General features: G+C 74.5%; 17 protein-coding genes. 9 read left to right on the top strand and 8 right to left on the bottom strand.

From position 1 onward, the window contains the following. Window positions 1-1299 carry a DUF58 domain-containing protein gene (locus E0H26_RS10060; RefSeq protein WP_131303312.1) on the top strand — a complete coding sequence of 433 codons (1299 nt, stop codon included), beginning with the start codon at window positions 1-3 and terminating at the stop codon, window positions 1297-1299. 16 nt (window positions 1300-1315) lie between these two features. Then, complete coding sequence (locus E0H26_RS10055) at window positions 1316-3790, top strand: transglutaminase TgpA family protein (RefSeq protein ID WP_131303311.1); 2475 nt, start codon at window positions 1316-1318, stop codon at window positions 3788-3790. A gap of 387 nt (window positions 3791-4177) precedes the next feature. Here E0H26_RS10055 and E0H26_RS10050 read toward each other — a convergent pair whose 3' ends face one another. From E0H26_RS10050 to E0H26_RS10025, 6 genes are all read right to left on the bottom strand, one after another. Then, window positions 4178-4573: a DUF3040 domain-containing protein gene (locus E0H26_RS10050; RefSeq protein ID WP_131303310.1), complete on the bottom strand. Its 396-nt coding sequence runs from the start codon at window positions 4571-4573 to the stop codon at window positions 4178-4180. A 115-nt stretch (window positions 4574-4688) separates the two neighbouring features. Beyond that, on the bottom strand, window positions 4689-5948 hold the full coding sequence (locus E0H26_RS10045; RefSeq protein WP_131303309.1) for a DNA polymerase IV: 1260 nt from the start codon (window positions 5946-5948) through the stop codon (window positions 4689-4691). 39 nt (window positions 5949-5987) lie between these two features. Next, window positions 5988-7172, bottom strand: coding sequence for an alkaline phosphatase family protein (locus E0H26_RS10040; RefSeq protein WP_131303308.1), 1185 nt, complete (start codon window positions 7170-7172; stop codon window positions 5988-5990). Continuing rightward, window positions 7169-7915 (bottom strand): methyltransferase domain-containing protein, encoded by a 747-nt coding sequence (locus tag E0H26_RS10035; RefSeq protein ID WP_131303307.1) that lies wholly within the window; start codon window positions 7913-7915, stop codon window positions 7169-7171. Before E0H26_RS10035 ends, E0H26_RS10040 begins: the two co-directional genes overlap by 4 nt. A gap of 163 nt (window positions 7916-8078) precedes the next feature. After that, window positions 8079-11474, bottom strand: coding sequence for an error-prone DNA polymerase (locus E0H26_RS10030; protein ID WP_131303306.1), 3396 nt, complete (start codon window positions 11472-11474; stop codon window positions 8079-8081). 72 nt (window positions 11475-11546) lie between these two features. After that, window positions 11547-13160, bottom strand: a complete 1614-nt coding sequence (locus E0H26_RS10025) for a Y-family DNA polymerase (protein WP_131303305.1) — start codon at window positions 13158-13160, stop codon at window positions 11547-11549. A 326-nt stretch (window positions 13161-13486) separates the two neighbouring features. Here E0H26_RS10025 and E0H26_RS10020 point away from each other — a divergent pair, with 326 nt between their 5' ends. After that, on the top strand, window positions 13487-14176 hold the full coding sequence (locus tag E0H26_RS10020; RefSeq protein WP_131303304.1) for a hypothetical protein: 690 nt from the start codon (window positions 13487-13489) through the stop codon (window positions 14174-14176). 176 nt (window positions 14177-14352) lie between these two features. On the opposite strand, the gene E0H26_RS10015 is transcribed toward E0H26_RS10020, so the two are convergent. Together E0H26_RS10015 and E0H26_RS10010 are read right to left on the bottom strand one after the other, a co-directional pair. Then, window positions 14353-15075, bottom strand: coding sequence for a hypothetical protein (locus tag E0H26_RS10015; RefSeq protein ID WP_131303303.1), 723 nt, complete (start codon window positions 15073-15075; stop codon window positions 14353-14355). Between the two features lie 129 nt (window positions 15076-15204). Beyond that, window positions 15205-15654: an SAV_6107 family HEPN domain-containing protein gene (locus E0H26_RS10010; protein ID WP_131303302.1), complete on the bottom strand. Its 450-nt coding sequence runs from the start codon at window positions 15652-15654 to the stop codon at window positions 15205-15207. 450 nt (window positions 15655-16104) lie between these two features. Between E0H26_RS10010 and E0H26_RS10005 the strand changes: the two genes are divergently transcribed. The 6 genes from E0H26_RS10005 to E0H26_RS09980 all read left to right on the top strand — a co-directional run bounded on the left by E0H26_RS10005 (window position 16105) and on the right by E0H26_RS09980 (window position 21454). Further along, complete coding sequence (locus tag E0H26_RS10005; protein WP_131303301.1) at window positions 16105-16593, top strand: YbaK/EbsC family protein; 489 nt, start codon at window positions 16105-16107, stop codon at window positions 16591-16593. Further along, window positions 16590-17354, top strand: a complete 765-nt coding sequence (locus E0H26_RS10000) for a monooxygenase (RefSeq protein ID WP_131303300.1) — start codon at window positions 16590-16592, stop codon at window positions 17352-17354. Before E0H26_RS10005 ends, E0H26_RS10000 begins: the two co-directional genes overlap by 4 nt. Next, the gene (locus tag E0H26_RS09995) at window positions 17351-17917 is read left to right on the top strand and encodes a GNAT family N-acetyltransferase (RefSeq protein WP_131303299.1); all 567 of its coding nucleotides are present in this window, start codon (window positions 17351-17353) and stop codon (window positions 17915-17917) included. Before E0H26_RS10000 ends, E0H26_RS09995 begins: the two co-directional genes overlap by 4 nt. Beyond that, window positions 17914-18789, top strand: a complete 876-nt coding sequence (locus tag E0H26_RS09990) for a carotenoid biosynthesis protein (protein WP_131303298.1) — start codon at window positions 17914-17916, stop codon at window positions 18787-18789. The genes E0H26_RS09995 and E0H26_RS09990 overlap by 4 nt, the downstream gene beginning before the upstream one ends. Further along, window positions 18786-19913: a glycosyltransferase family 2 protein gene (locus tag E0H26_RS09985; protein WP_131303297.1), complete on the top strand. Its 1128-nt coding sequence runs from the start codon at window positions 18786-18788 to the stop codon at window positions 19911-19913. Before E0H26_RS09990 ends, E0H26_RS09985 begins: the two co-directional genes overlap by 4 nt. Window positions 19914-19975: 62 nt before the next feature. Further along, a complete protein-coding gene (locus E0H26_RS09980; RefSeq protein ID WP_131303296.1) occupies window positions 19976-21454 on the top strand; it encodes a phytoene desaturase family protein in 1479 nt (492 codons plus the stop codon). The last annotated feature ends 59 nt before the right edge of the window (window positions 21455-21513 follow it).

The raw sequence follows: 21513 nt of genomic DNA, 5'->3' as shown, positions 1-21513 counted from the left end.
GTGCGGGACGGGCTGCGCGGACTGACCACCCGCGGCCGCTCGTTTCTGGCCGCCGCGGTGGCCGCGGCCATCTCCGCCGGCATCCTCGGCGAGAAGGACCTGCTCCGGGTGGCCGTGCTGCTGGCCGTACTGCCGCTGCTCGCCGCCCTCTACGTCGGGCGCAGCCGGTACAAGCTGGCCTGCCACCGCTCGTTGGAGCCGCACCGGATGCCGGTCGGCGCCAGCGCCCGGGTGGTGCTGCGGTTGCAGAACATGTCCCGGCTGCCCACCGGCACCCTGCTGCTGGAGGACCGGCTGCCGTACGCGCTGGGCAGCCGTCCCCGGGTGGTGCTGGAGCGGCTCGGCGCGCACCAGGCCAGTTCGGTGGCGTACACGGTGCGGGCCGACGTACGCGGCCGGTACGAGGTGGGCCCGCTGATCGTCCGGATGACCGACCCGTTCGGGCTGTGCGAACTCAGCCGGGCCTTCCCCGGCACCGACCGGCTCACCGTCGTACCGCAGGTGGTGCCACTGCCGTCGGTACGGCTGCCCGGCGAGTACACCGGCAGCGGCGAGAGCCGGGCCCGCTCGGTCGCCGTGCACGGCGAGGACGACGCGGCCACCCGGGAGTACCGGCGCGGCGACGACCTGCGCCGGGTGCACTGGAAGTCGACCGCCCGCACCGGCGAGCTGATGGTGCGGCGGGAGGAGCAACCCTGGGAGAGCCGGGCCACGGTGTTGCTGGACACCCGGGCGTACGGCCACCACGGTGACGGCCCGACGGCCAGCTTCGAGTGGGCCGTCTCGGCCGCCGCCAGCATCGCCGTCCACCTGCGCCAGGCCGGTTACAAGCTGCGCCTGGTCACCGGCGGCGGCGCGGACGTCGACGGGGGCGAGGGCGCCGGCGACGGTCTGCTGCTCGACCATCTCGCGGAGGTCCGGATGGACCAACGGGTCGAGATCACCACCCTCATGCAGCACGTCCGGCAGCGCTCCGACGGCGGCCTGATCATCGGCCTGTTCGGGTCGCTGAGCACCGCCGAGGCGGAACTGCTGGCCGGGCTGCGCGCCAACAACGCCACCTGTGTGTGCTTCCTGCTGGACAGCTCGGCCTGGCTCAACCTGCCGGCGCAAGCGCGGGCCGAGGCCGACCAGGCACACGACGCCGCCGCGCTGGTCCTGCTCCAGTCCGGTTGGCGGGTGATCGGCGTCGACCACGGCGGCCGGCTACCGGCGCTCTGGCCGCAGGCCGGCCGGGGCTCCCAGGGCTTCGCCCTGCGGGCGGCGATGGCCGAGACGGTGGCCGGCGGCGTGCGATGAACGGAAGGTCCCCCTCATGATCGCCCATCGGAACCTGGGCCTGGTGGCCGCCGCGGCGACGCTGCTCGCCGCCGCGCCCCTGTCGGCCATCTTCGAACGCTGGACGTGGCTGGTGCAGGCCGTCATCGCGGTGGCCGCGGTGGCCGCCTGCGCGGCGCTGGCCCGGCTCGGCCGGACCCCACTGTGGGCCCAGGTCCTCGCCATGCTGGGCGGCCTCACGCTCGCCCTGACCTGGCTGTTCCCCAGCGGCGCCGAGCTGCTGGCCATCCTGCCCACGCCGAGCACCTTCGGGCACTTCGCCGAGCTGCTCACCGGCTCGGTCGAGGACATGCGCTCCTACGGCGTGAAGGTCCCCGACACCGACCCGTTGCTGTTCGTCACCGTGCTCGGCATCGGTGCGGTGGCGGTGCTGGTGGACGTGCTCTGTGTCGGGTTGCGCCGGCCCGCCCTGGCCGGGCTGCCGATGTTGGCCATCTACTCGGTGCCGGTGGCGGTCTACGTGGACAGCGTCCCGCCGGTGCCGTTCGCGATCGGCGCCGCCGGCTTCCTCTGGCTGCTGGTGACGGACAACGTGGACCGGGTCCGCCGGTTCGGCCGACGGTTCACCGGCGACGGCCGCGACGTCGACGTGTGGGAGGCCTCGCCGTTGGCCGCCGCCGGGCGACGGCTGGCCGTGGTGGGCCTGGCGCTGGCCGTACTGGTGCCGCTGGCCGTGCCGGGCATGACGGTCGGCCTGATGAACACGCTGAACTCCGGCGTGGGATCCGGCCTCGGCGGCCCAGGGCTGGGCAACTCCCCCGGCCGGGTGGACCTGTTCGCCGCGCTCAGCGGAGAACTCAACCAGTCCCGGGTGACCGACCTGGTGAAGGTCACCACCACCGAGAAGGAGCCGTTCTACCTGCGTTTCGGGGTCGCCGACGACCTGCGGGCCAACGGTTTCCGGGTCCGCGGACCCAACGGCCAGCGCGCCACCGGTGACCTGCCCGAGCCGGCCGAGCGGCCACGGCCCGGCGTCGAGCGGACCCGGCACCAGGCCACCGTGGAGGTGTCCCGCGAGCTGAACATGCCGCTGCTGCCGTTCTACGCCGAGCCGGCCAACTTCGATGACCTGGGCAGCAACTGGTTCTACGACCCGAACCTCCAGGTGCTCTTCTCCAACCGGGACGACTCCCGGGGCAAGAAGTTCTCGTTCGAGTACGTGCGGTCGACGTACACCCCGCAGGCGCTGCGCTCGGCGCAGCCGCTGCCGGCCGACCTGCCGTTGCGCCGGCAGCAGACCGTCACCCCGGACGTGCCCGAGGTGCGAGCCCTCGTCGCGGAGCTGACCCGGGGCGAGCGCACCGAGTACGACAAGGTGCGGGCCATCTACGACTACTTCTCCGAGGACAACGGCTTCACGTACCAGCTGAGCACCGAGGAGGGCACCAGCGGCCAGCAGATCCTCGACTTCCTCGAGAACAAGGCCGGCTACTGCCAGCAGTACGCCGCCGCGCTGGCCTGGATGGTGCGCGACGCCGGCATCCCGGCCCGGGTCGCGTTCGGCTTCACCAACGGCAGCCGGCGCAGCGGGGAAACCCTCACCCTGACCAACCGGAACCTGCACGCCTGGACCGAGGTCTACTTCGACCAGATCGGTTGGGTGCCGTTCGACGCCACCCCGAGCTACGGGGTGCCCGGCTCGACCCGGTCGGCCTGGGCACCGGACACCGACGCGCCGGAGGAGACGACGCCGCAGGACGGCACGTCGGACACGCCCGACGAGACCGACCCCACGGCCGCGCCCGATCGCGATCCGAACCAGTTCGAGGAAGGGCTCGACGCGGGTGCCGGCACCGGTTCCGACACCCCGGCCGGGCGCACGTCGCCCTGGCCCTGGTTGACCGTCGCCGGCCTGCTGGCGTTGCTCGCCCTGCTCGCCGTACCGGCGCTGCGCCGGCTCGCCCTGCGCCGACGGCGAGGGCGGTTGGCCCCGGTCGCCCGGACGGTCGACCCGCCGGACGCGGACTCCGCCACCGCAGGCCAGCCGAGCGTGGTGGTCAGCACCGATCCGGACCGGGCCCGCGCGGACGCGCACGCCGCGTGGGACGAATTGATCGACACGCTGGTCGACTACCGGGTCCGGGTGGACCCGACGGAAACCCCCCGGGCGACCGCCGACCGGCTGTCCCGGGACTCCGTCGGCACCGATGCTGCGGCCGGCACGGCCGTACGCCTGCTCGGGCGGGCCGAAGAGCGGGCCCGCTACGCGCGGGATCCGCTGACCGGAGAGCCCCTGCCGGCCGCCCTGCGGACCGTGCGGGGCGCCCTCGCCGGGCAGGCCGACCGGCGAACCCGGCTGATGGCGACCGTCTTGCCGCCGTCCGTGCTGGGCCGCTGGCGAACCACCATCGCGGACACCTCCGCGCGGCTGGTGGCCGCCGGCGGGCAGCTCCGCTACCGGCTGCTCCGGTTCAACCCACGCCGACTGATCGCCAACCGCGCAAGCCGCTGAGCGGACCGGGCCGGCGACGAACCACCGTCACCGGCCCGCCCCGCCCTCACCACCCCACACCCTCACCCCTCACCCCACCCTCACCCCACACCCTTCACCCCACCCCGTCGATCTTGCACTTTCGGTCGCCGAAATGGGTGTTTTGAGCGTTTATGTCCAGACCGAAAGTGCAAGATCGCGGTCGGCGTGGGGTGGGGTGGGGTGGGTGGGGTGGGGTGGGTGGGGTGGGTGGGGTGGGTGGGGTGGGTGGGGTGTTCAGGTCGGGACGGCGGTGGGGGGTTTTGGGAACGGCGAACCGCTCGATCGACGCGGGGTCGATCGAGCGCAGGAAACCGTCCGGTGGGGCCGGTGGACGCGGCCCGCCGCCCTAAGGCTGACGGGGCCGGTTCAGCGGTGTCCCTCCGGGCGCTGCCGCCACCGGTCCTCCATCCGGTCGATGAAGCCCGGCCGCCGGCCGGCACGACCGCGGGAACGACGACGACTCGCCGTGCCCCCGACAACGTGCAGGTCAGGCGACTGCGACCGACGGTGCGACTGCACCGCGAACGCGGCCGAGGCCAGCATGACAACGAATCCCGCCACTGCCAGCGGCGGAGTCTTGATCACCGCGCCATATACCAACAACGCCAGGCCAGCGATGATCACGCCGGCAGCGACGAGCAGGCGACGCCGCGCGTGAAAGCGCGGATCGCTGGCGCGCACGGCCGAGGCGAACTTGGGGTCCTCGGCAAGCGACCGCTCGATCTGCTCGAACAGCCGCTGCTCGTGCTCCGAGAGCGGCACGGCACTCCTCCCCGGTCACGTTGGTCGGTCCGGTCGGACCGACAGACCGTGGCAGCCAACCGGCTGCTTACCCGCAAGTCTACGAGGGGCCTCGCGCGTCGGAAAGCGGGACGACCTATGGCCGGGTCGGATTTTCCTTTCGCTGCGGATCGCGGCCGGTGAGAAGACTGGCCGGTCCTATGATGGATCGCCCGAAACGGGCAGCTGCGGCATCCGCGGCGATTTCCGCCTCGCGCCATCCCCGCTCCGGTTCGCCGAGGGTGAGCTGCCGGGGTGTGGCGTCCGCCGGGTGCAGCCCCTCCGCCCGTACGCCGACCAGACGAATCCGCTCACCGGGTGGCAGGGCGGTGAACAGAGACCAGGCCGTGTCGAAGATTTCCCGCGCGACATCGGTGGGTACGTCCAGGGTGCGGGACCGGCTGACGGTGCGAAAGTCGGACATCCGCACCTTCACCGACACGGTCCGCCCCACCTGACCGGCGTCGCGCAGCCGAGCGCCGACCTTCTCGGCCAGGGCGAGCAGCGTCCGGCGGATCCCTTCCGGATCGTCCACGTCGACGTCGAAGGTGACTTCCGCGCCGATCGACTTCTCCACCTGCTCCGGGCTCACCCGACGCGGATCCCGCCCCCAGGCCAGCTCGTGCAGGTGCGCGGCGGCGGCCTGGCCCAGCGCGGTACGCAGCATGCCGATCGGCGCCTCGGCGAGGTCACCGACGGTGCGCAGGCCGAGCCGGTGCAGCGCCTCGGCGGAGCGCTCGCCCACCCCCCACAGCGCCGAGACCGGCAACGGATGGAGGAAGTCCAGCACCCGGGCGGCCGGGACGACGAGCAACCCGTCGGGCTTGGCCCGGGTCGACCCGAGCTTGGCGACGAACTTGCTCGGCCCCACCCCCACCGAGCAGGTCAGCCCCTGTTCCGCCGCGACCCGTTCGCGGATGCGACGACCGATCAGCGCTGGCGAGCCGAACAGCCGCCGGGCGCCCGCGACGTCGAGGAACGCCTCGTCCAGCGAGAGCGGCTCGACCAGCGGGGTGACGTCACGGAAGATCTGCATGACCGCCCGGGAGGCGGCCGAGTAGCGGGTGAAGTCCGGCGGGAGGAAGACCGCGTGCGGGCAGAGGGCGCGGGCCCGCATCGTGGGCATCGCGCTGCGTACGCCGTACCTTCGGGCCTCGTAGCTGGCCGAACTGACCACCCCACGGGGACCGATCCCACCGACCACGACTGCCCGACCGCGCAGCTCCGGCCGGTGGCGCACCTCCACCGAGGCGTAGAAGGCGTCCATGTCGACGTGCAGGATCGGACAGCCGGTGTCGTCGGCGTCCGGCCCGAACCGGGGATCACCGCCCCGAGGTAGCGACTGGCTGCGGCCCACCGGGGCAGGTTAGCGCCCCCGACCGACATCCCCGGCCGGTCAGCCCCGCACGACCAGCAGCGGGATGGTCATCTCGGCCGCCGTGTCCGCGCCGTGGAAGGCCACCAGCCGGGACAGCACCGGGCTCTCCGACCGGCTGGCCAGTACGGCGTACGTGTCGTTGCAGACCACCACGACGTCGCCGATGCGGCGCAGGTGTTCCTCGGGCACCGGCCCGAACCAGCCGGTGGCCACCGCCTCGTCCCGGGTCAGCACCCGGGCGGCGGCACCCAGCACACCCGCCCAGCCGGCCCGTACGTCTTCCGTGGCGCCCGGGGCGACGTGCAGGTAGCGCACCCGGGGCTCGCCCGCGACCACCCGCACCCCGGCGGTCAGCCGTGGGTCGGTGTCCAGGTCGAAGCGGTCCCCGGCCGGCACGTCCAGCTGCCCGTGGTCGGCGGTGACCAGCAGCGCCGCGTCCGGCGGCAGCCCGTCCACCAGCCGGGCCAGCAGCCCGTCCACCTCGGTCACCGCCGCGCGCCAGGGCATCGAGTCGACGCCGCTGAGGTGGCCGTGCCGGTCCACGTCCGGGTGGTAGCCGGAGACCAGGGTCGGCCCGCTCCCGGCGGTCAGGGCGGCCAGCATCGTGGTGGCCAGCGCGTCGACGCCAGTGGCACCCCGGTAGTCGCCTCCCCGGTTGGCGGCCACGGTCAGGCCGGTGCCACCGAACTCCGGCCGGCTCACCACGGTCACCGCCACGCCCGCGGCACGGGCCTGCTCCAGTTGGGTGGTGACCGGCTGCCAGCGCAGCGGTGGCGGTTCGCCGAACCACTCGATGTGGTTGAGCACCCGGTCGGTGCCGGGCACCCGCAGGGTGAAGCCGAGCACGCCGTGCGCGCCGGAGGCCGTACCGGTGCCCAGGGTGACCAGGCTGGTCGGGGTGGTGGAGGGAAAACCGCAGGTGAGCGGCTGGCCGACGGTGGCGGTCAACCCGGCCAGGGTCGGCGCGTACGGCGCGGCGGTCGGGATCTGGTACCAGCCGAGCCCGTCGACCAGCAGCACCGCGATCCGACGTACCCCGGCCAGCTCACCGGCCAGCCCGAGCAGGTCGGCGGCGCCGGGCACCCCGAGCACGGCCAGCGCGCTGGGCAGCACGTCGGCCAAGCTCCTCCCGCCATACTCCGGCACCACCGGAGAGAGGAGGGGCACGGCGTCGGGGGTGACCCGGTCGGCCGGGTCGGTCATGCCGGGCGGCGGGCGAACAGGTGCAGCTGTGCTGCGACGTCCCGCCAGGGCGGCCGGGCGGCCAGCGTCCGCTCCAACTCGACCAGGGCTGCCGGCTGGCCGTCCGCCACGGCCGCGGGCAGCAGGTCGGCGAGGACGCGTACGCCGTGGATCTCCTCGACGGTGAGGCCGGCGGCGGTCAGCAGCGCGGCGGCGCCCTCGGCGTCGAACCGCCGACGCAGCGTGTCCCGGGGCCCGGCGGTGCCGTCGGGGTCGGCGGCCAGCGCGGCGGCCACGTCGAGGTGACCGTTCATCGCCCGGCCGAGCACCGCCGCCGACCGGCCGGCGACCAGCACGCTCGCCGCACCGCCCGGACGCAGCGCACCGGCCAGCGCGGCCACCACCGGCACCGGGTCGTCGACGACTTCCAGTACGGCGTGGCAGAGCACCAGGTCGACGCTGGCCGGCTCGACCAGCCCGGCGAGCGCGTCACCGTCGCCCTGCACCGCGCGTACCCGATCGGCCACCCCGGCCTCGGCGGCCCGGCGGCTGAGCGCGGCGAGCGCGTCCGGGCTGGCATCGACCACGGTGACCCGGTGCCCGGCCTGGGCCAGCGGCACCGCGAAGCCGCCGGTACCGCCGCCCACGTCGAGCACGGTCAGCTCGGCGGTGGACCGACGGTCCAGCTCGGCGCGGAGCACCGACCAGACCACGGCGGTACGGGGGGTGAGCGGCGGCCCGGCCAGATTCGGGGTCTGTTCCACCCGGTCGAGCCTAGGGCCTGTGCTGCCGTTCGTGTCAGGCGAGGCACGGCCCCCGGGGCGGCGCGCCGTTCAACGCCGAGGTCCCGGGCGGCGCGCCGTTCAGCGCCGAGGTCCCTGGGCGGCACACGCCGGCAGAAGGCGAGGTCCCGGCGGCGCATGCCGGTCAGCGGAAGTCGCGGGAGGCGGGGCTGACCGGTGGTTCGATCGCGTCCAGCCGGTCGGCGACCAGGTTGACCACCCCCTCGTGCCGTTGCAGCCGGCCCCGTACCACCAGGGCCGCGCTGGTACGGGCCACCCGCCGGTGCCGCTGCCACAGCCCCGGCGAGCAGGTCACGTTGAGCATGCCGGTCTCGTCCTCCAGGTTGAGGAAGGTGACGCCGCCGGCGGTCGCCGGACGCTGCCGGTGGGTGACGATCCCACCGACCCGGATCCGCCGACCGGGCTCCACCCGACCCAACCGGTCGATCGGCACCGCGCCGAGAGCGTCCAACTGCGCACGGACGAACCGGGCCGGATGGTTCTCCGGGGACAGACCGGTGGCCCACACGTCGGCGACCAGCCGGTCCACCGCCTCCATGCCGGGCAGGGTCGGTGCCGTCGCGCCGGTCACCGTGCCGGGCAGCCGGTCGGGCCGGTCCTGCGCCGCCGCACCGGCCGCCCAGAGCGCCTGCCGCCGGGTCAGCCCGAAACAGGCGAAGGCGTCCGCGGTGGCCAGCGCCTCCAGCTGGGCGGCGGTCAGACCCACCCGCCGGGCCAGATCCGGCATGTCACGGTACGGCCCGTGCGCCGCCCGTTCGGCCTCGATCCGCTCGGCCACCGGATCGCCGAGGGTACGCACGCTGGACAGTCCCAGCCGCACCGCCGGGCCGGCCAGCCCCCAGGCGTGCGGCGGCTCCCCCGGCTGGCTACCCCACCGGGTGTCCGGGGTGGACTCCAGCACCGGCTTCGCCCCGCTGGCGTTGACGTCCGGGCGGCGTACCTCCACCCCGTGCCGGCGGGCGTCGTCGACCAGGGTCTGCGGCGAGTAGAAGCCCATCGGCTGGGCGCTGAGCAGCGCGGCCAGGAAGGGCCCGGGGTGGTAACGCTTGAGCCAGGAACTGGCGTAGACCAGGTAGGCGAAGCTCATCGCGTGGCTCTCCGGGAAGCCGTAGCTGGCGAACGCGGTGAGCTTGCGGTAGACGTCGTCGGCCAGCTCGCCGGTGATGCCGCGCTCCGCCATGCCGCCGTAGAGCCGGTCGGCGATCTTCGCCATCCGCTCCACCGACCGCTTGGCACCCATCGCCCGGCGCAGTTGGTCGGCCTCGGCCGCGTCGAAGCCGGCCAGGTCGATGGCGAGCTGCATCAACTGTTCCTGGAACAGCGGTACGCCGAGGGTCTTCTCCAGCGCGTTGCGCATCAGCGGATGCGGGAAGGTCACCTCCTCCTGACCGCGCTTGCGCCGGATGTACGGGTGCACCGAGCCGCCCTGGATCGGGCCGGGCCGGATCAGCGCCACCTCGACCACCAGGTCGTAGAACGTCCGGGGCCGCAGCCGGGGCAGGGTGGCCATCTGGGCCCGGCTCTCCACCTGGAACACTCCCACCGAGTCGGCCCGGCAGAGCATGTCGTAGACCTCGGGGTCCTCCAGCGTCATGTCGCCGAGATCCAGGGTCATCCCGATCATGTCGTAGCCGTAGTGCAGCGCGGAGAGCATGCCCAGGCCGAGCAGGTCGAACTTGACCAGGCCGACGGCGGCGCAGTCGTCCTTGTCCCACTGGAGCACGCTGCGGCCGGGCATCCGGCCCCACTCCACCGGGCAGACCTCGATCACCGGCCGGTCGCAGATCACCATGCCGCCGGAGTGGATGCCCAGGTGCCGGGGGAACGTCTGCAACTCGTTGGCGTACGCGATCACCTGCTCGGGGATCTCCGGCACGTCCACCGTGGCCACGTCGCCCCACCGGTCGATCTGCTTGCTCCAGGCGTCCTGCTGGCCGGGCGAGAAGCCGAACGCCTTGGCCACGTCCCGCACCGCCGACCGGGGCCGGTACGAGATCACGTTCGCCACCTGGGCGGTGTGTTCCCGGCCGTACCGGGCGTAGACGTGCTGGATGACCTCCTCCCGACGGTCGGACTCGATGTCCACGTCGATGTCGGGCGGGCCGTCGCGCTCGGGGGCCAGGAAGCGCTCGAACAGCAGCCGGTGCCGGACCGCGTCCACGTTGGTGATCCGCAGCGCGTAGCAGACCGCCGAGTTCGCCGCCGAGCCCCGACCCTGGCAGTAGATGTCCGCCCGCCGGCAGAAGTCGACGATGTCGTAGACCACCAGGAAGTAGCCGGGGAAGCCCAGCTCCTCGATCATGTTCAGCTCGTGGTCGAGTTGCGCGTACGCCTGCGGGTGCGCCTCGCGCGGGCCGTAGCGTTCCCGGGCGCCGGTCTCGGTGAGCTGCCGCAGCCAGCTCATCTCGGTGTGCCCGGGTGGCACCGGGTACGCCGGCAGTTGCGGCGCGACGAGTTGGAGGTCGAAGGCGAGTTCCGCGCCGAACTCGGCGGCCCGCGCCACCGCACCCGGGTACGCGGCGAACCGGGTCGCCATCTCGGCGCCGCTGCGCAGGTGGGCGGTGCCGGCGGCGGGCAGCCAGCCGTCGATCTCGTCCAGGCTGCGCCGGGCCCGTACCGCAGCGAGGGTGGTGGCCAGCCGACGCCGCCCCGGGGCGGCGTAGTGCACGTTGTTGGTGGCCACGGTGGGCAGCCCGGCGGCGGCGGCCAGCTCGGCCAGGGCGTCGTTGCGGTCGCCGTCGACCGGGTGCCCGTGGTCGGTCAGCTCCACCGCCACCGTCTCCGCGCCGAACAGCGCGGTGAGCCGGTCCAGCTCGCGGGCCGCCGCGTCGACCCCCTCGGTGAGCAGCGCGGCCGGCACGTTCCCCTTACGGCAACCGGTCAGCACCAGCACGTGGTCGCGCAGGTGCTCGGCGACCTCCTCCAGCTCGCCGTAGACCGGGCGGCCCTTCTCCCCGCCGCGCAGCTGGGCGCGGGCGATGGTCGCGGCCAGCCGGGCGTACCCCTCGTGGCCGTGTGCCAGCACCAGCAGGTGGTTGCCGTGCGGGTCGGGTACGCCGTTGCGTCCCCCCGGCTTCCCCGGCGGGGCGGGCGGACCGAGGGTCAACTCCGCCCCGAAGATCGTCGGCAGGTCCAGGGCGCGGGCCGCCTCGGCGAAACGCACCACACCGTAGAAGCCGTCGTGGTCGGTGACGGCGAGCGCGGTGAGTCCCAGCCGGGTCGCCTCCTCGACCAGTTCCTCCGGATGGCTGGCACCGTCGAGAAAGCTGAAGTTGGTGTGTGCGTGCAGTTCGGCGTACGGCACCACCCCGTCGGGCCGGGTCAGCTCCGGCGGCTGGTAGTGCTCCCGGCGCCGGCTCCAGGCCGGCGAGTCACCCCCGTCGGCGTCGACCGCGAGCGGATCCACCACATGCAGGTGCCGCCGCCCCTTCCCGCCCGCGCTGCCCTTTCCGCCGGCCGCCCGCCCGGAGAGCACCCGCTCCAACTCCGACCATGGCATCCGGGGATTGTGGAAGCTCATCGTCCGCACCCCGCCGTCACGATCTTGGTACGTTTCGGCCCCCGGGAGGGCCGTTTCGTACCAAGATTCACGTCAGTCATAGATCGCCTCCACCAGCCATTGGGTGGAGGCGACGGCGAGCAGCAGGGCGGTGCCGTCGGCCAGGTGAACCTGGAAGCGGGCTCGGCGGCGGGCCTCGGCCGGAGCCCACCACCGCTCGTCGACCGGCCACGGGCCGGCCCAGCCGACGATCTCGGCCGCGGTCGTGATGCTGGCGACGGCCCCGGACTGGGCGGTAGCGGCGACGGCCAGCCGGGCCGGCGGGGCACTCACCGCCAGCCGGGCGCTCACCACCACCAGCGCACCGGTGGCATCCCACACGTTCGCGGCGAGCGGGGTGGGCAGCACCACCGCCGGTGAGGGCGGTGGCAGCCGCCCCGGCCAGGACGGTACGGCCGCCCCGGCGCCCACCCGCCGCCCACCGAACCCGGCTGACCCACCAACGCCAGCCCGGCGCTCGTCGCCCCACGGGACGAGACGTACCTGGTCAGCCGGTGACCGTCCGCCGCCGAGCACGGCGGTGACCACCGCCTCGGGTCCGAGTAGGCCCTGCACCCGGCTCAGCGCCCGGTGCGCCCGCTCGCGCTCCTCGCCGGCCTCTCCCCACAGCCCGGCCTGTAGACCGGCCTGGGCGATCAGCCCGTCCGGCACCAGCCGCAGCCGGATGATCCCGGCGGTGGGCCGAGGCGGTCCGCCCCGGCGGGCGCCGGTGAGCCAGCCGTCCAGTTGCCAGCGGACCCGGTCGGCGATCGCCGCCGCGGTCAGCAGACCGTCGTGCCGCCAGACCCGGTGCAGTTCCTGGCCGTGCGCGGTGACCGCTTCGATGCCGAGCCGGGTGCAGGCCAACCCGTGACCGGCGAGCCGCTCGTGCAGCCGCTCGGCCAGTGTCCGGGCGGCGAACGCCGCGACGTCGACCCGCTCGATCGGCTCGTCGAGGTCGGCGGTGACCGTCAGGTCGGCGGGCGGGCGCCGGACCGCGAGCGGGCGGTCGTCCCGGCCAGCGGCCAGCCGGTGGGCCAGCGCCCCGTCGAAGCCGAACCGGGCCAGCACGTCACCGGCGGACAACGCGGCGAAGTCACCGAGCGTACGCACCCCGAGCCGGCGCAGCAGATCGGCCAGGGCGGGCCGGCCGAGCGCCTCGACGGGCTGGGCGGCCAGGAACTCCGCTGTCCCGCCGGGCGGCACGATCCGCCCCTGCCGAGCGGCCAGCCCGGCGGCGAAAACCCCGTCGGCGATGCCGACCTGGCTCTCCACCGCGCAACTCTGGGCGACCTGCTCCACGATCCGCTCTGCCGCCGCCTCCTCACCGCCGAGGTACCGGCTCGGACCCTGGGCGGCCAGCGCGCAGGCGCCGGGGCGGGTCACCTCGACTCCGACCGCCACCTCCTCGACCGCGGCCACCACCGGCTCGAAGGCCCGCGCGTCCCGGCCAGGATCGTGGTCGACGACGGTGAGCCGCGGGCAGCGCCCCTGCGCCTCCCGCCGGCGCAGTCCTCGGCGGACGCCCTCGGCGCGGGCCTGCTCGGAGCAGGCGACCACCCGGTTGGCGTAGAGCACCGCGACCGGCCCGGTGGCTGGCACCCCGTCGACGATCTCGGCGGCGAGGACCGGCCAGTCCGGACACCAGAGCAGCAGGGTCCGCGTCATCCTCCGCACCTGCTGTCCCGCAGCGACCAGCGACCCCGTCGACCCGGCGACCGCGAATCCCACCTGGCCGGCCTGCGCGCCTGGGTGGCGCCGTACCCCGTTGATCGCGTCCTCCGCCGGCCTGGCAGCGCACCGCATCCCGTCGGTCGTGGCGGGCCGGGTTCCCCGAGCCCGACGGGGCTGCCGCCCGACGCGGGCCGCGCGGCCCGCGTCACATCACGTGCCCGCCACTTGACCCCGAAAGCTAATTGCATTAGCTTTCGGGCTACGGCAGTTAGCCAACCCTCTCCGTCGCGCCTGAGCTCACGACCGTCAAGGAGTACGCAATGAACCGAATCCGATTCGGCGCCGCGACCCTCGCCGCCGCAGCCGCCCTGTTCGTCCTCTACCCCGCCCTGCGGCCCTGGCACGACGAGTCCACCGTGGCCGGCGCCATCGCCGCGATGTCCGCCAGCACCTGGGTGCCCTCGCACGTCTTCGCCATGATCGGGTTCATCCTGGTGCCGTTGGGCCTGCTGGCCCTCGCCCAGGCCGTCGCCGGCACCCGGGCGGGCCGCACCGCCGTCGCCGCCTTCGTCACCAGCACGGTCGGTGCCGGACTGGTGCTGCCCTACTACGGCGCGGAGGCGTTCGGCCTGCACGCGATCGCCACTCGGGCCGCCGTCGACCCGCAGATCGACCTGCTCGCCCTGGCCGACCAGGTACGGTACGGCCCGGTCGCGGTCGCCACCTTCGCCGCCGGCCTGTTGGCACTCGCCGTCGGCGCCACCCTCGCCGCAGTGGCCGTCTGGCGCAGCGACCTGCTGCCCCGACTCAGTGGGGTGCCGTTCGCCCTGGGCTTCCTGCTCTTCCTTCCGCAGTTCTTCACCCCGGCGGCCGTCCGGATCGGGCACGGTGTGCTGCTCGGCGCCGGGCTGCTCTGGCTCGCCGCGGCGCTGTGGCAGGGTGCACGCGCAACGGCTGCTGACGGGCACGGTGCCGACCCCGCCCGCCGGCCGGTCACCCCCGCCCGCTGACCGACCAGTCTGGCCCGCCGACCGACCGGCTTGGACCGTCGGCCGACGGGCTTGAACCATTGCCCGGCGGGCCTGGATCGCGGGGCCGGCGCTCGTCAGCAGTCTCCGCTCAGCACCGACCACCCTGCCGGCGACACCCGCACCCACCCCCCTACGGGCGTCGCGCAACTGGTCGCTCATGCCGGCGCCACCACCCGCAGCAGCCCGGGCACCGGTCGGCCGACACCGGCCGACCGGGGGATGACCCGGGTCAACTCGGCATCGGGCAGCCAGACCTTGACCTCCTTGGGTCGGGCGGCCGCGCCGCGACCGCGCGCCGAGATGGTCACCTCGCGGCGACGCAGCCGTCCCCGCCCCGATCCGATCCCCTCCCACATCCCGCGAACCACCTGGAGCGTCACGTCCGCACCGTCCCAGCGGCCGTACGGCACCAGCACGCTGCCGCGCTGCCGGGCCCGGGCTACCAGCCGGCTGGCGACGGAGGCGGAGACGGTGGCCGGTACGGCGGTGACCACCACGTCGACCCCGTCGATGAGCGCGGCGACCACGGTGGGCCACTCGGGCCCGGGCTCCGGCACCAGGGCGAGCCGGTCCAGGACGATCCCGGCCTCGGCCGCCGCAGCGGCACCGAAGGTCGGCATGCCGACCACCGCGCACCACGAACCGGCGCGGGACGCCTCGGCGAGCAGGGCGAGCAGCAGCGACGTGGTGCCACTGTGCCGGTGCTGCCCGGCGCCGACCGCGATGGTGCTGCCGCGCCGCAGCCCTCGGCCGGGCAGCAGCCCACTCAACTCGGGTCGGACCGGCAGCATCCGGTGCCCGCCCGCCGGGTCGGGCGCGCTGGCCGGACGCACCAGCTCAGCCAGCGCGGCGGAACCGACGACCATGCGGCCCGCCATCGGATCTACCCCCGTCGTGTCGCCCCGGGCACCGGCCCGGGGATGGTGCTGTCGTTGATCAGATAAGGACGGACGCCGGACGGCGTCCGGTCACCCTGGGTCCCGCCGGTGGTGACCGGACGCCGCGACTCAGGCGACGAGACCGTCGATCGCCGGCTGGTGTGCCAGGCCGAGTGCGGACTCCGCCACCGCCACGAACTCCTCGGCGGCGCGCAGCAGGTCGTCGGCCTCCCGGGCGGTGACCACCCGGGGTATGCCGGCCTCGGCGGCGGCCCGCTTGCCGGCAGCGACGGCGAAGTAACTGGCCCACTCGTTCAGCTCGGGGGCGACGCTGGCGAGCAGGACCCAGACACTGGTGATCCGGCCGCGTCGGGTGGGTGCGGGGCGGGCCCGGGCGGCGAGCACCGCGGCGGCGGCGCGCAGGGCCGCGAGATGGGCGGCGGCGTACCGGAGGCCGTCAGGACCCGTCCGGGCGGCCTCGGCCAGCCCTTGTCGGGCCACTGCCAGCAGTTGAGCGGGGGTGCGGTGCGGCAGCACGTGCGCGGGCACCGTCGGCACCTGGGCCGGGCTGGTCGGCATGTCACTCCTCCAGGTGGACCGGGGCGGGCGACCACGCGGCGGACCAGGTCCGTCGGCGCGGGACACCCGCGGCGGGCGGTGCGGAGGAAGACGCACCAGATCGGTGGCCGGCCGGGTGCGGAGCTTCCCCACACCACACCCGGCCGGCGTACCGGCGGGTCCGTCGCCCACCGCCCGGGGGTCGTGGGCGGTGGGCGACGTTCCTGCCTGATGGGTCCGGACTCGCGACTGCCCGGAGCCCCGGTGCGGTCCGCGGCACCGCACCTCTCGGGGGCCGGGTGCCGCGAAACACTCGCCCCGAGGGGGTTGGAACGAACGTTCGAGGCAATCGAACACTCGTTCTAACTGCTGCTGACAGTACACCCTCCCCCCGACGAAAATGCAACGTGTGACGCGCCGGCATGCGTGGCCGGCTGCACCGCCCGACCGGGCACCCGGAAGAATGGCGGGATGCAGTCACACCCGAACGTACGGGCGGTGCAGGACGCACTGGACGACGCGAGCGCCCGGGACGGCTCCGGTGGACCCGCCACCGTCCGGCTGCTGCCCGACGCGGTGCACACCGCGGCAGCCGCCGCCGAGGCGCTCGGCGTGGACGTGGGCGCCATCGCCAACTCGCTCGTCTTCGACGCCGACGGCGCACCGCTGCTGGTGCTCACCTCCGGCGCGCACCGGGTGGACACCGCCGCCCTGGCCGTCCGACTCGCCGTCACCCGGCTGCGCCGGGCCACCCCACAGTTCGTCAAGGAACACACCGGGCAGGTGATCGGCGGGGTCGCTCCGGTGGGCCATCCGCAGCCGCTGCGCACGCTGGTGGACACCGCCCTGGACAAGTACGACGAGATCTGGGCCGCCGGTGGCGTACCGCAGGCGGTCTTCCCCACCACGTACGCCGAGCTGCTGCGGGTCACCGGCGGGACCCCGACCGACGTGGCGTGAACGGGCCGAGCGCGGACCCCGGTGGACCACCTGCCGGGGCCGTCCCGAAGCTGGTCACCCTGCACGTGTGGCGGATCCCCCGGGCCGCTGTGGGTCGGGCGCTGGTCCGGATGGCGCGGGATCCACGGCGGTTGCGCGCCCTTCCCGGCGTACGGTTCGGCAAGCTGCTCGGCACCGGGACCGGCACCGGCTTCGGGCCGGGCGACGCCGACCCGACCCGCTGGGCGGCCCTGACGGTGTGGGACTCCCCCGACGCGGCCACCCGGTTCACCGACTCGCCGGTGGGCCGGGCCTGGTCCGGCATCGCCGAGGCCGGCGTACGGCTCGACCTGCGCCCGCTGAGCAGCCGGGGCGAGTGGTCCGGCCGGCGACCGTTCGGCGAGCCGGCCGGTGGGCGGGTGACCGGACCGGTGCTGGCCCTGACCCGGGCCCGGTTGCGGCCGACCCGGGCCCTCACCTTCTGGCGGGCGGTCCCACCGGTCGCCGTCGCCCTGCGCACCGCGCCCGGCCTGCTGGCCCGCTTCGGCGTCGGCGAGGCCCCGCTGGGCTGGCAGGGCACGGTGAGTGTGTGGCGTGACCCGGCGGACCTGGTGGCGTTCGCGTACCGTCACCCGGAGCACCGGGCCGCGATCACCCGGACCCCGACCGAGCGGTGGTACGCGGAGGAACTCTTCGCCCGGTTCGAGGTGCGTGACGTGATCGGTGACCGGACGGTACTGGGGTGGGTCGACGGCGAACCGGCGAAGGGTGGACGGGCATGAGGTTGGTGCGGTGGACACCGGACGATCTCCTCCGGCGGCTGGACGACGTGGTGGCCGTCTACGGCGAGGCCATGGGCTACCGTGCCGACCTGCTGGAGGCGCGTCGCGGTTACATCGCCACCCACGTACGACGGCCCGGTTTCCGCGCCGTCGCCAGCCTGACCAGCGAGGGACACCTGGCCGGCTTCGGCTACGGCTATGTCGGCGGCCCGGGCCAGTGGTGGCACGACCAGGTCTGGCGGGCACTCGACCCGGCCGCCCGGCAACGCTGGCTGACCGACTGCTTCGAGGTGGTCGAACTGCACGTACGCCCACCGGCACAGGGACACGGCCTGGGCGCCGGGCAGCTACGCGCCCTGCTCACCATGGCCGAGGGGGCGACCACGCTGCTGTCCACCCCGGAGGCCGACGAGGACACCTCGCGCGCCTGGCGGTTGTACCGCCGGTTCGGCTTCGTGGACATCCTGCGCGACTTCCGTTTCCCCGGCGACGAACGCCCGTTCGGGGTGCTCGGCCGGGAACTGCCGCTACCCGCACCCGAGCAGCCGCCCGTCCGGTCATGACCGGACGATCACCGGTCCGCTCCGCCCGGGTCTACGCCTGGGTGCTGCTGGCACTGCTGGTGCTGGCGCAGATCTGCTACCCGCTGACCAACGGGTCGACCCGGGCCCGGCTGACCGTGGCCACCGTCGTACTCGGCTACCTGCTCTCGGTCGGCCACGCCCTGCTGAGCAGGGGGCCGCGTACGGCGGTCGCGCTGGTCGCGCTGGCCACCGGCGGCGGTTTCGCCATCGAGGCCCTGGGGGTGGCCACCGGCTTTCCGTTCGGCAGCTACGACTACTCCGGGCAGCTCGGCCCGAAGCTGGCCGGGGTACCGCTGATCATCCCGCTGGCCTGGACCTGGATGGCCTGGCCGGCCTGGCTGGTGGCGACCCGACTCGTCGGCACCGCCCCGGCGTCGGGCACCGGCGGGCCGTCTCGGCGCGGGTGGCGGTGGCCGGCGCGGATCGGGCTGGCCACGGTCGGGCTGGCCGCCTGGGACCTCTTCCTCGACCCGCAAATGGTCGCCGAGGGCCACTGGGTGTGGCGGGACGCCACCCCGGCGCTGCCCGGGCTGGCCGGCATCCCGGTCAGCAACTACCTGGGCTGGCTGCTGTTCGCGGTGCTGGTGATGGCCGCGCTGCGCCCGCTCGCCGGGCCCGCCGTGACCGGCACCGGCCCCCGCGACCACCCGATGTACGCGCTCTACCTGTGGACGTACGGCTCCAGCGTGCTGGCCCACGCGGTCTTCCTCGACCTGCCCGCCTCCGCGCTGTGGGGCGCGGCCGGCATGGGCGTGATCGCGGTGCCGCTGGCGGTGGCGCTGCTGCGCGACCGACCGGCCCGCGACGACGGTGCCACCACGGAACGCGCCCGGGTCGACGCCGCGGCATGACCGGCCCGCTCGTCGTACTGCTCGTGGTCGCCGCGCTGACCGCGCACACCATGGTCAACGCGGGCCGGTGGCTGCGCCGCCCGAGCGACCAGCCGGTGCAGAGCACCGAACGGGTGACCGTGCTGCTCCCGCTGCGCGACGAGGCCGACCGGGTCACCCCGTGCCTGCGGGCCCTGCTCGCCCAGCGCGGCGTACCCCGGTTACGGGTCGTGGTGCTCGACGACGGTTCCACCGACGGCACCGCCGACGTGGTCCGTACGGTGGCCGCCGGCGATCCGCGGGTCACCCTGCTCACCGGGGCCGCCCCACCACCGGGCTGGCTGGGCAAGCCACACGCCTGCTGGCAGTTGGCCAGCCGCACCGAGGAGTCGACCACCGCGCTGGTGTTCGTGGACGCCGACGTGGTGCTCGGCCCGTACGCCGTGGCGGCGGCGGTCACCGAGCTGCGCGCCGCCGGGGCGACGCTGCTGTCGCCGTACCCGAGGATCGTGGTGCGGAACGGGGCCGACCGGCTGGTGCAGCCGCTGTTGCAGTGGTTGTGGCTGACCTTCCTGCCGTTGCGGGCGATGGAACGCTCGGCGCGGCCGGCGCTGGCCGCGGCCGGCGGACAGTTCCTGGTCGTCGACCGGGCCGGCTACCTGCGGGCCGGCGGGCACGCGGCGGTCGCCGACCGGGTGCTGGAGGACATCGAACTGGCCCGCGCGGTGAAACGCTCGGGCGGCCGGATCGCGCTGGCCGACGGCTCCCGGCTGGCCTCCTGCCGGATGTACGACACCTGGCCGCAGTTGCGCGACGGCTACACCAAATCGCTCTGGGCCACGTTCGGGCATCCGTCGGCCGCCGCGCTGGTGCTGACCGTGCTGCTCCTGCTCTACACCGCGCCCCCGCTGGTCGCCGTGACCGCGCTGCTGGCCGGAGCACCGGCGCTGGCCGGGGTGGCCTTCCTGACGTACCTGATGGGGGTGGCGGGGCGGGTGGTCAGCGCCCGGGCCACCGGCGGGCGGGCCTGGCCCGACGCGCTGAGCCACCCCGTGTCGGTCGCGGTCCTCGGTTGGCTGACCCTGCGGTCGTACCATCTGCGCAAGCGGCGACGCCTGTCCTGGCGGGGCCGTCCGGTCGGCTGACGCCTGCGGCGGTGCCGCGGCGAACGACCGAGGAACTCGACCCCGGCCTGGGAGGACATGGCATGGCGCGGATCGTGGTCGTCGGTGCCGGGGTGGGTGGGCTGGCCACCGCCGCCCGGCTGGCCGTCACCGGGCACCAGGTCACCGTCCTCGAACTCACCGACGCGGTCGGCGGCAAGCTCGGCCGGCACACCCGGGACACCCCCAAGGGGTCGTTCCACTTCGACACCGGGCCCAGCCTGCTCACCCTGCCCGAGGTCTTCCACGACCTGTTCGAGGCCACCGGGGCGAAGCTGGACGAGTACCTCGACCTGGTGCCGCTGGACCCGATCGTGCGGCACGTCTTCCCGGCCGGTGGTCCGGTGCTCGACTCCTGCGCCGATCCGGCGGAGTTCACCGCCCGCGTCGGCGCGGCCCTCGGCGACCGGGCCGCCGCCGACTGGCAACGGCTGTGGCGGCGGGCCGCCCGGGTGTGGCGGGCCAGCGAACACGACATCCTGCGGCGGCGCGTCGACTCGCCCCGGGACCTGGCCCGACTGGCCTGGCGGCTCGGCGACCTGGCCGCGATCCGGCCCGGGCAGAGCCTGCGCGGGCTGGACCGGTCCCAGCTGTCCGACCCTCGGCTGCGGATGCTGCTGGACCGGTACGCCACCTACACCGGCGCCGATCCGCGCCGCGCGCCGGCCGCACTGGTCGCGGTCCCCTATGCCGAGCTGACCTTCGGCGGCTGGTACCTGCGTGGCGGCCTGGGCACCCTCGCCGACGCGCTGCTGTCGCGCTGCCTGGACCTGGGGGTGGTGGTGCAGACCGGCGCCACGGTCACCCGGATCGACGCGGCGGGCGGCCGGGTGCACGGGGTACGCGTCGCCGGCCGTCGCGCCCCGATCCCCGCCGACGTGGTGGTGGCCAACGTGGACGCGCTCACCGTCTACCGTGACCTGCTGCCCGACCCGCGTCGGCTGGCCGGTCTCGCCGACCGCAGCCTGGCCGGGTTCGTGCTGCTGCTCGGCGTACGCGGCGAGAGCGGGCTGGCCCACCACAACGTCTTCTTCCCGCGCGACTACGACGCCGAGTTCGACGCGGTCTTCGGCGCCCCGCAGCGCGGGGTACGGGCCCGACCGGCCGCCGATCCGACGATCTTCGTCACCGTGGCCGACGACCCGGCGGTCCGCCCGACCGGGCACGAGGCGTGGTTCGTGCTGGTCAACGCCGCCCGCCACGGCACCGCGCCCGGTGCGATCGACTGGCGCCGGCCGGGGCTGGCGGCGGCGTACGCCGATCGGATCCTCGACGTGCTGGCCGAACGCGGCGTGGACGTCCGCGACCGGCTGGTGTTCCGCGACGTCCGCAGCCCCGCCGACCTGGCCGGCACGCCGGGCGGGGCGATCTACGGCACGGCCGGCGGGCTGCTCCGCCCGGCCAACCGGGGCCCGGTCCACGGCCTGTGGCTGGTCGGCGGCTCCAGCCATCCGGGCGGCGGGCTGCCGATGGTCACCCTGTCCGCGCAGATCGTCGCCGAGGAGATCGGGCCCGCCTGGTAGGTGTAAGGAAGGGCACCTTGTTAACGCCTGCGGTAGAGGAAGGGCCCCTTGTTAACACC

This window comes from Micromonospora zingiberis (assembly GCF_004331455.1).
GTDB lineage: Bacteria > Actinomycetota > Actinomycetes > Mycobacteriales > Micromonosporaceae > Micromonospora > Micromonospora zingiberis.
Note: the sequence above shows the minus strand (reverse complement) of the source record. Positions and strands in the feature narration are given on the sequence as shown.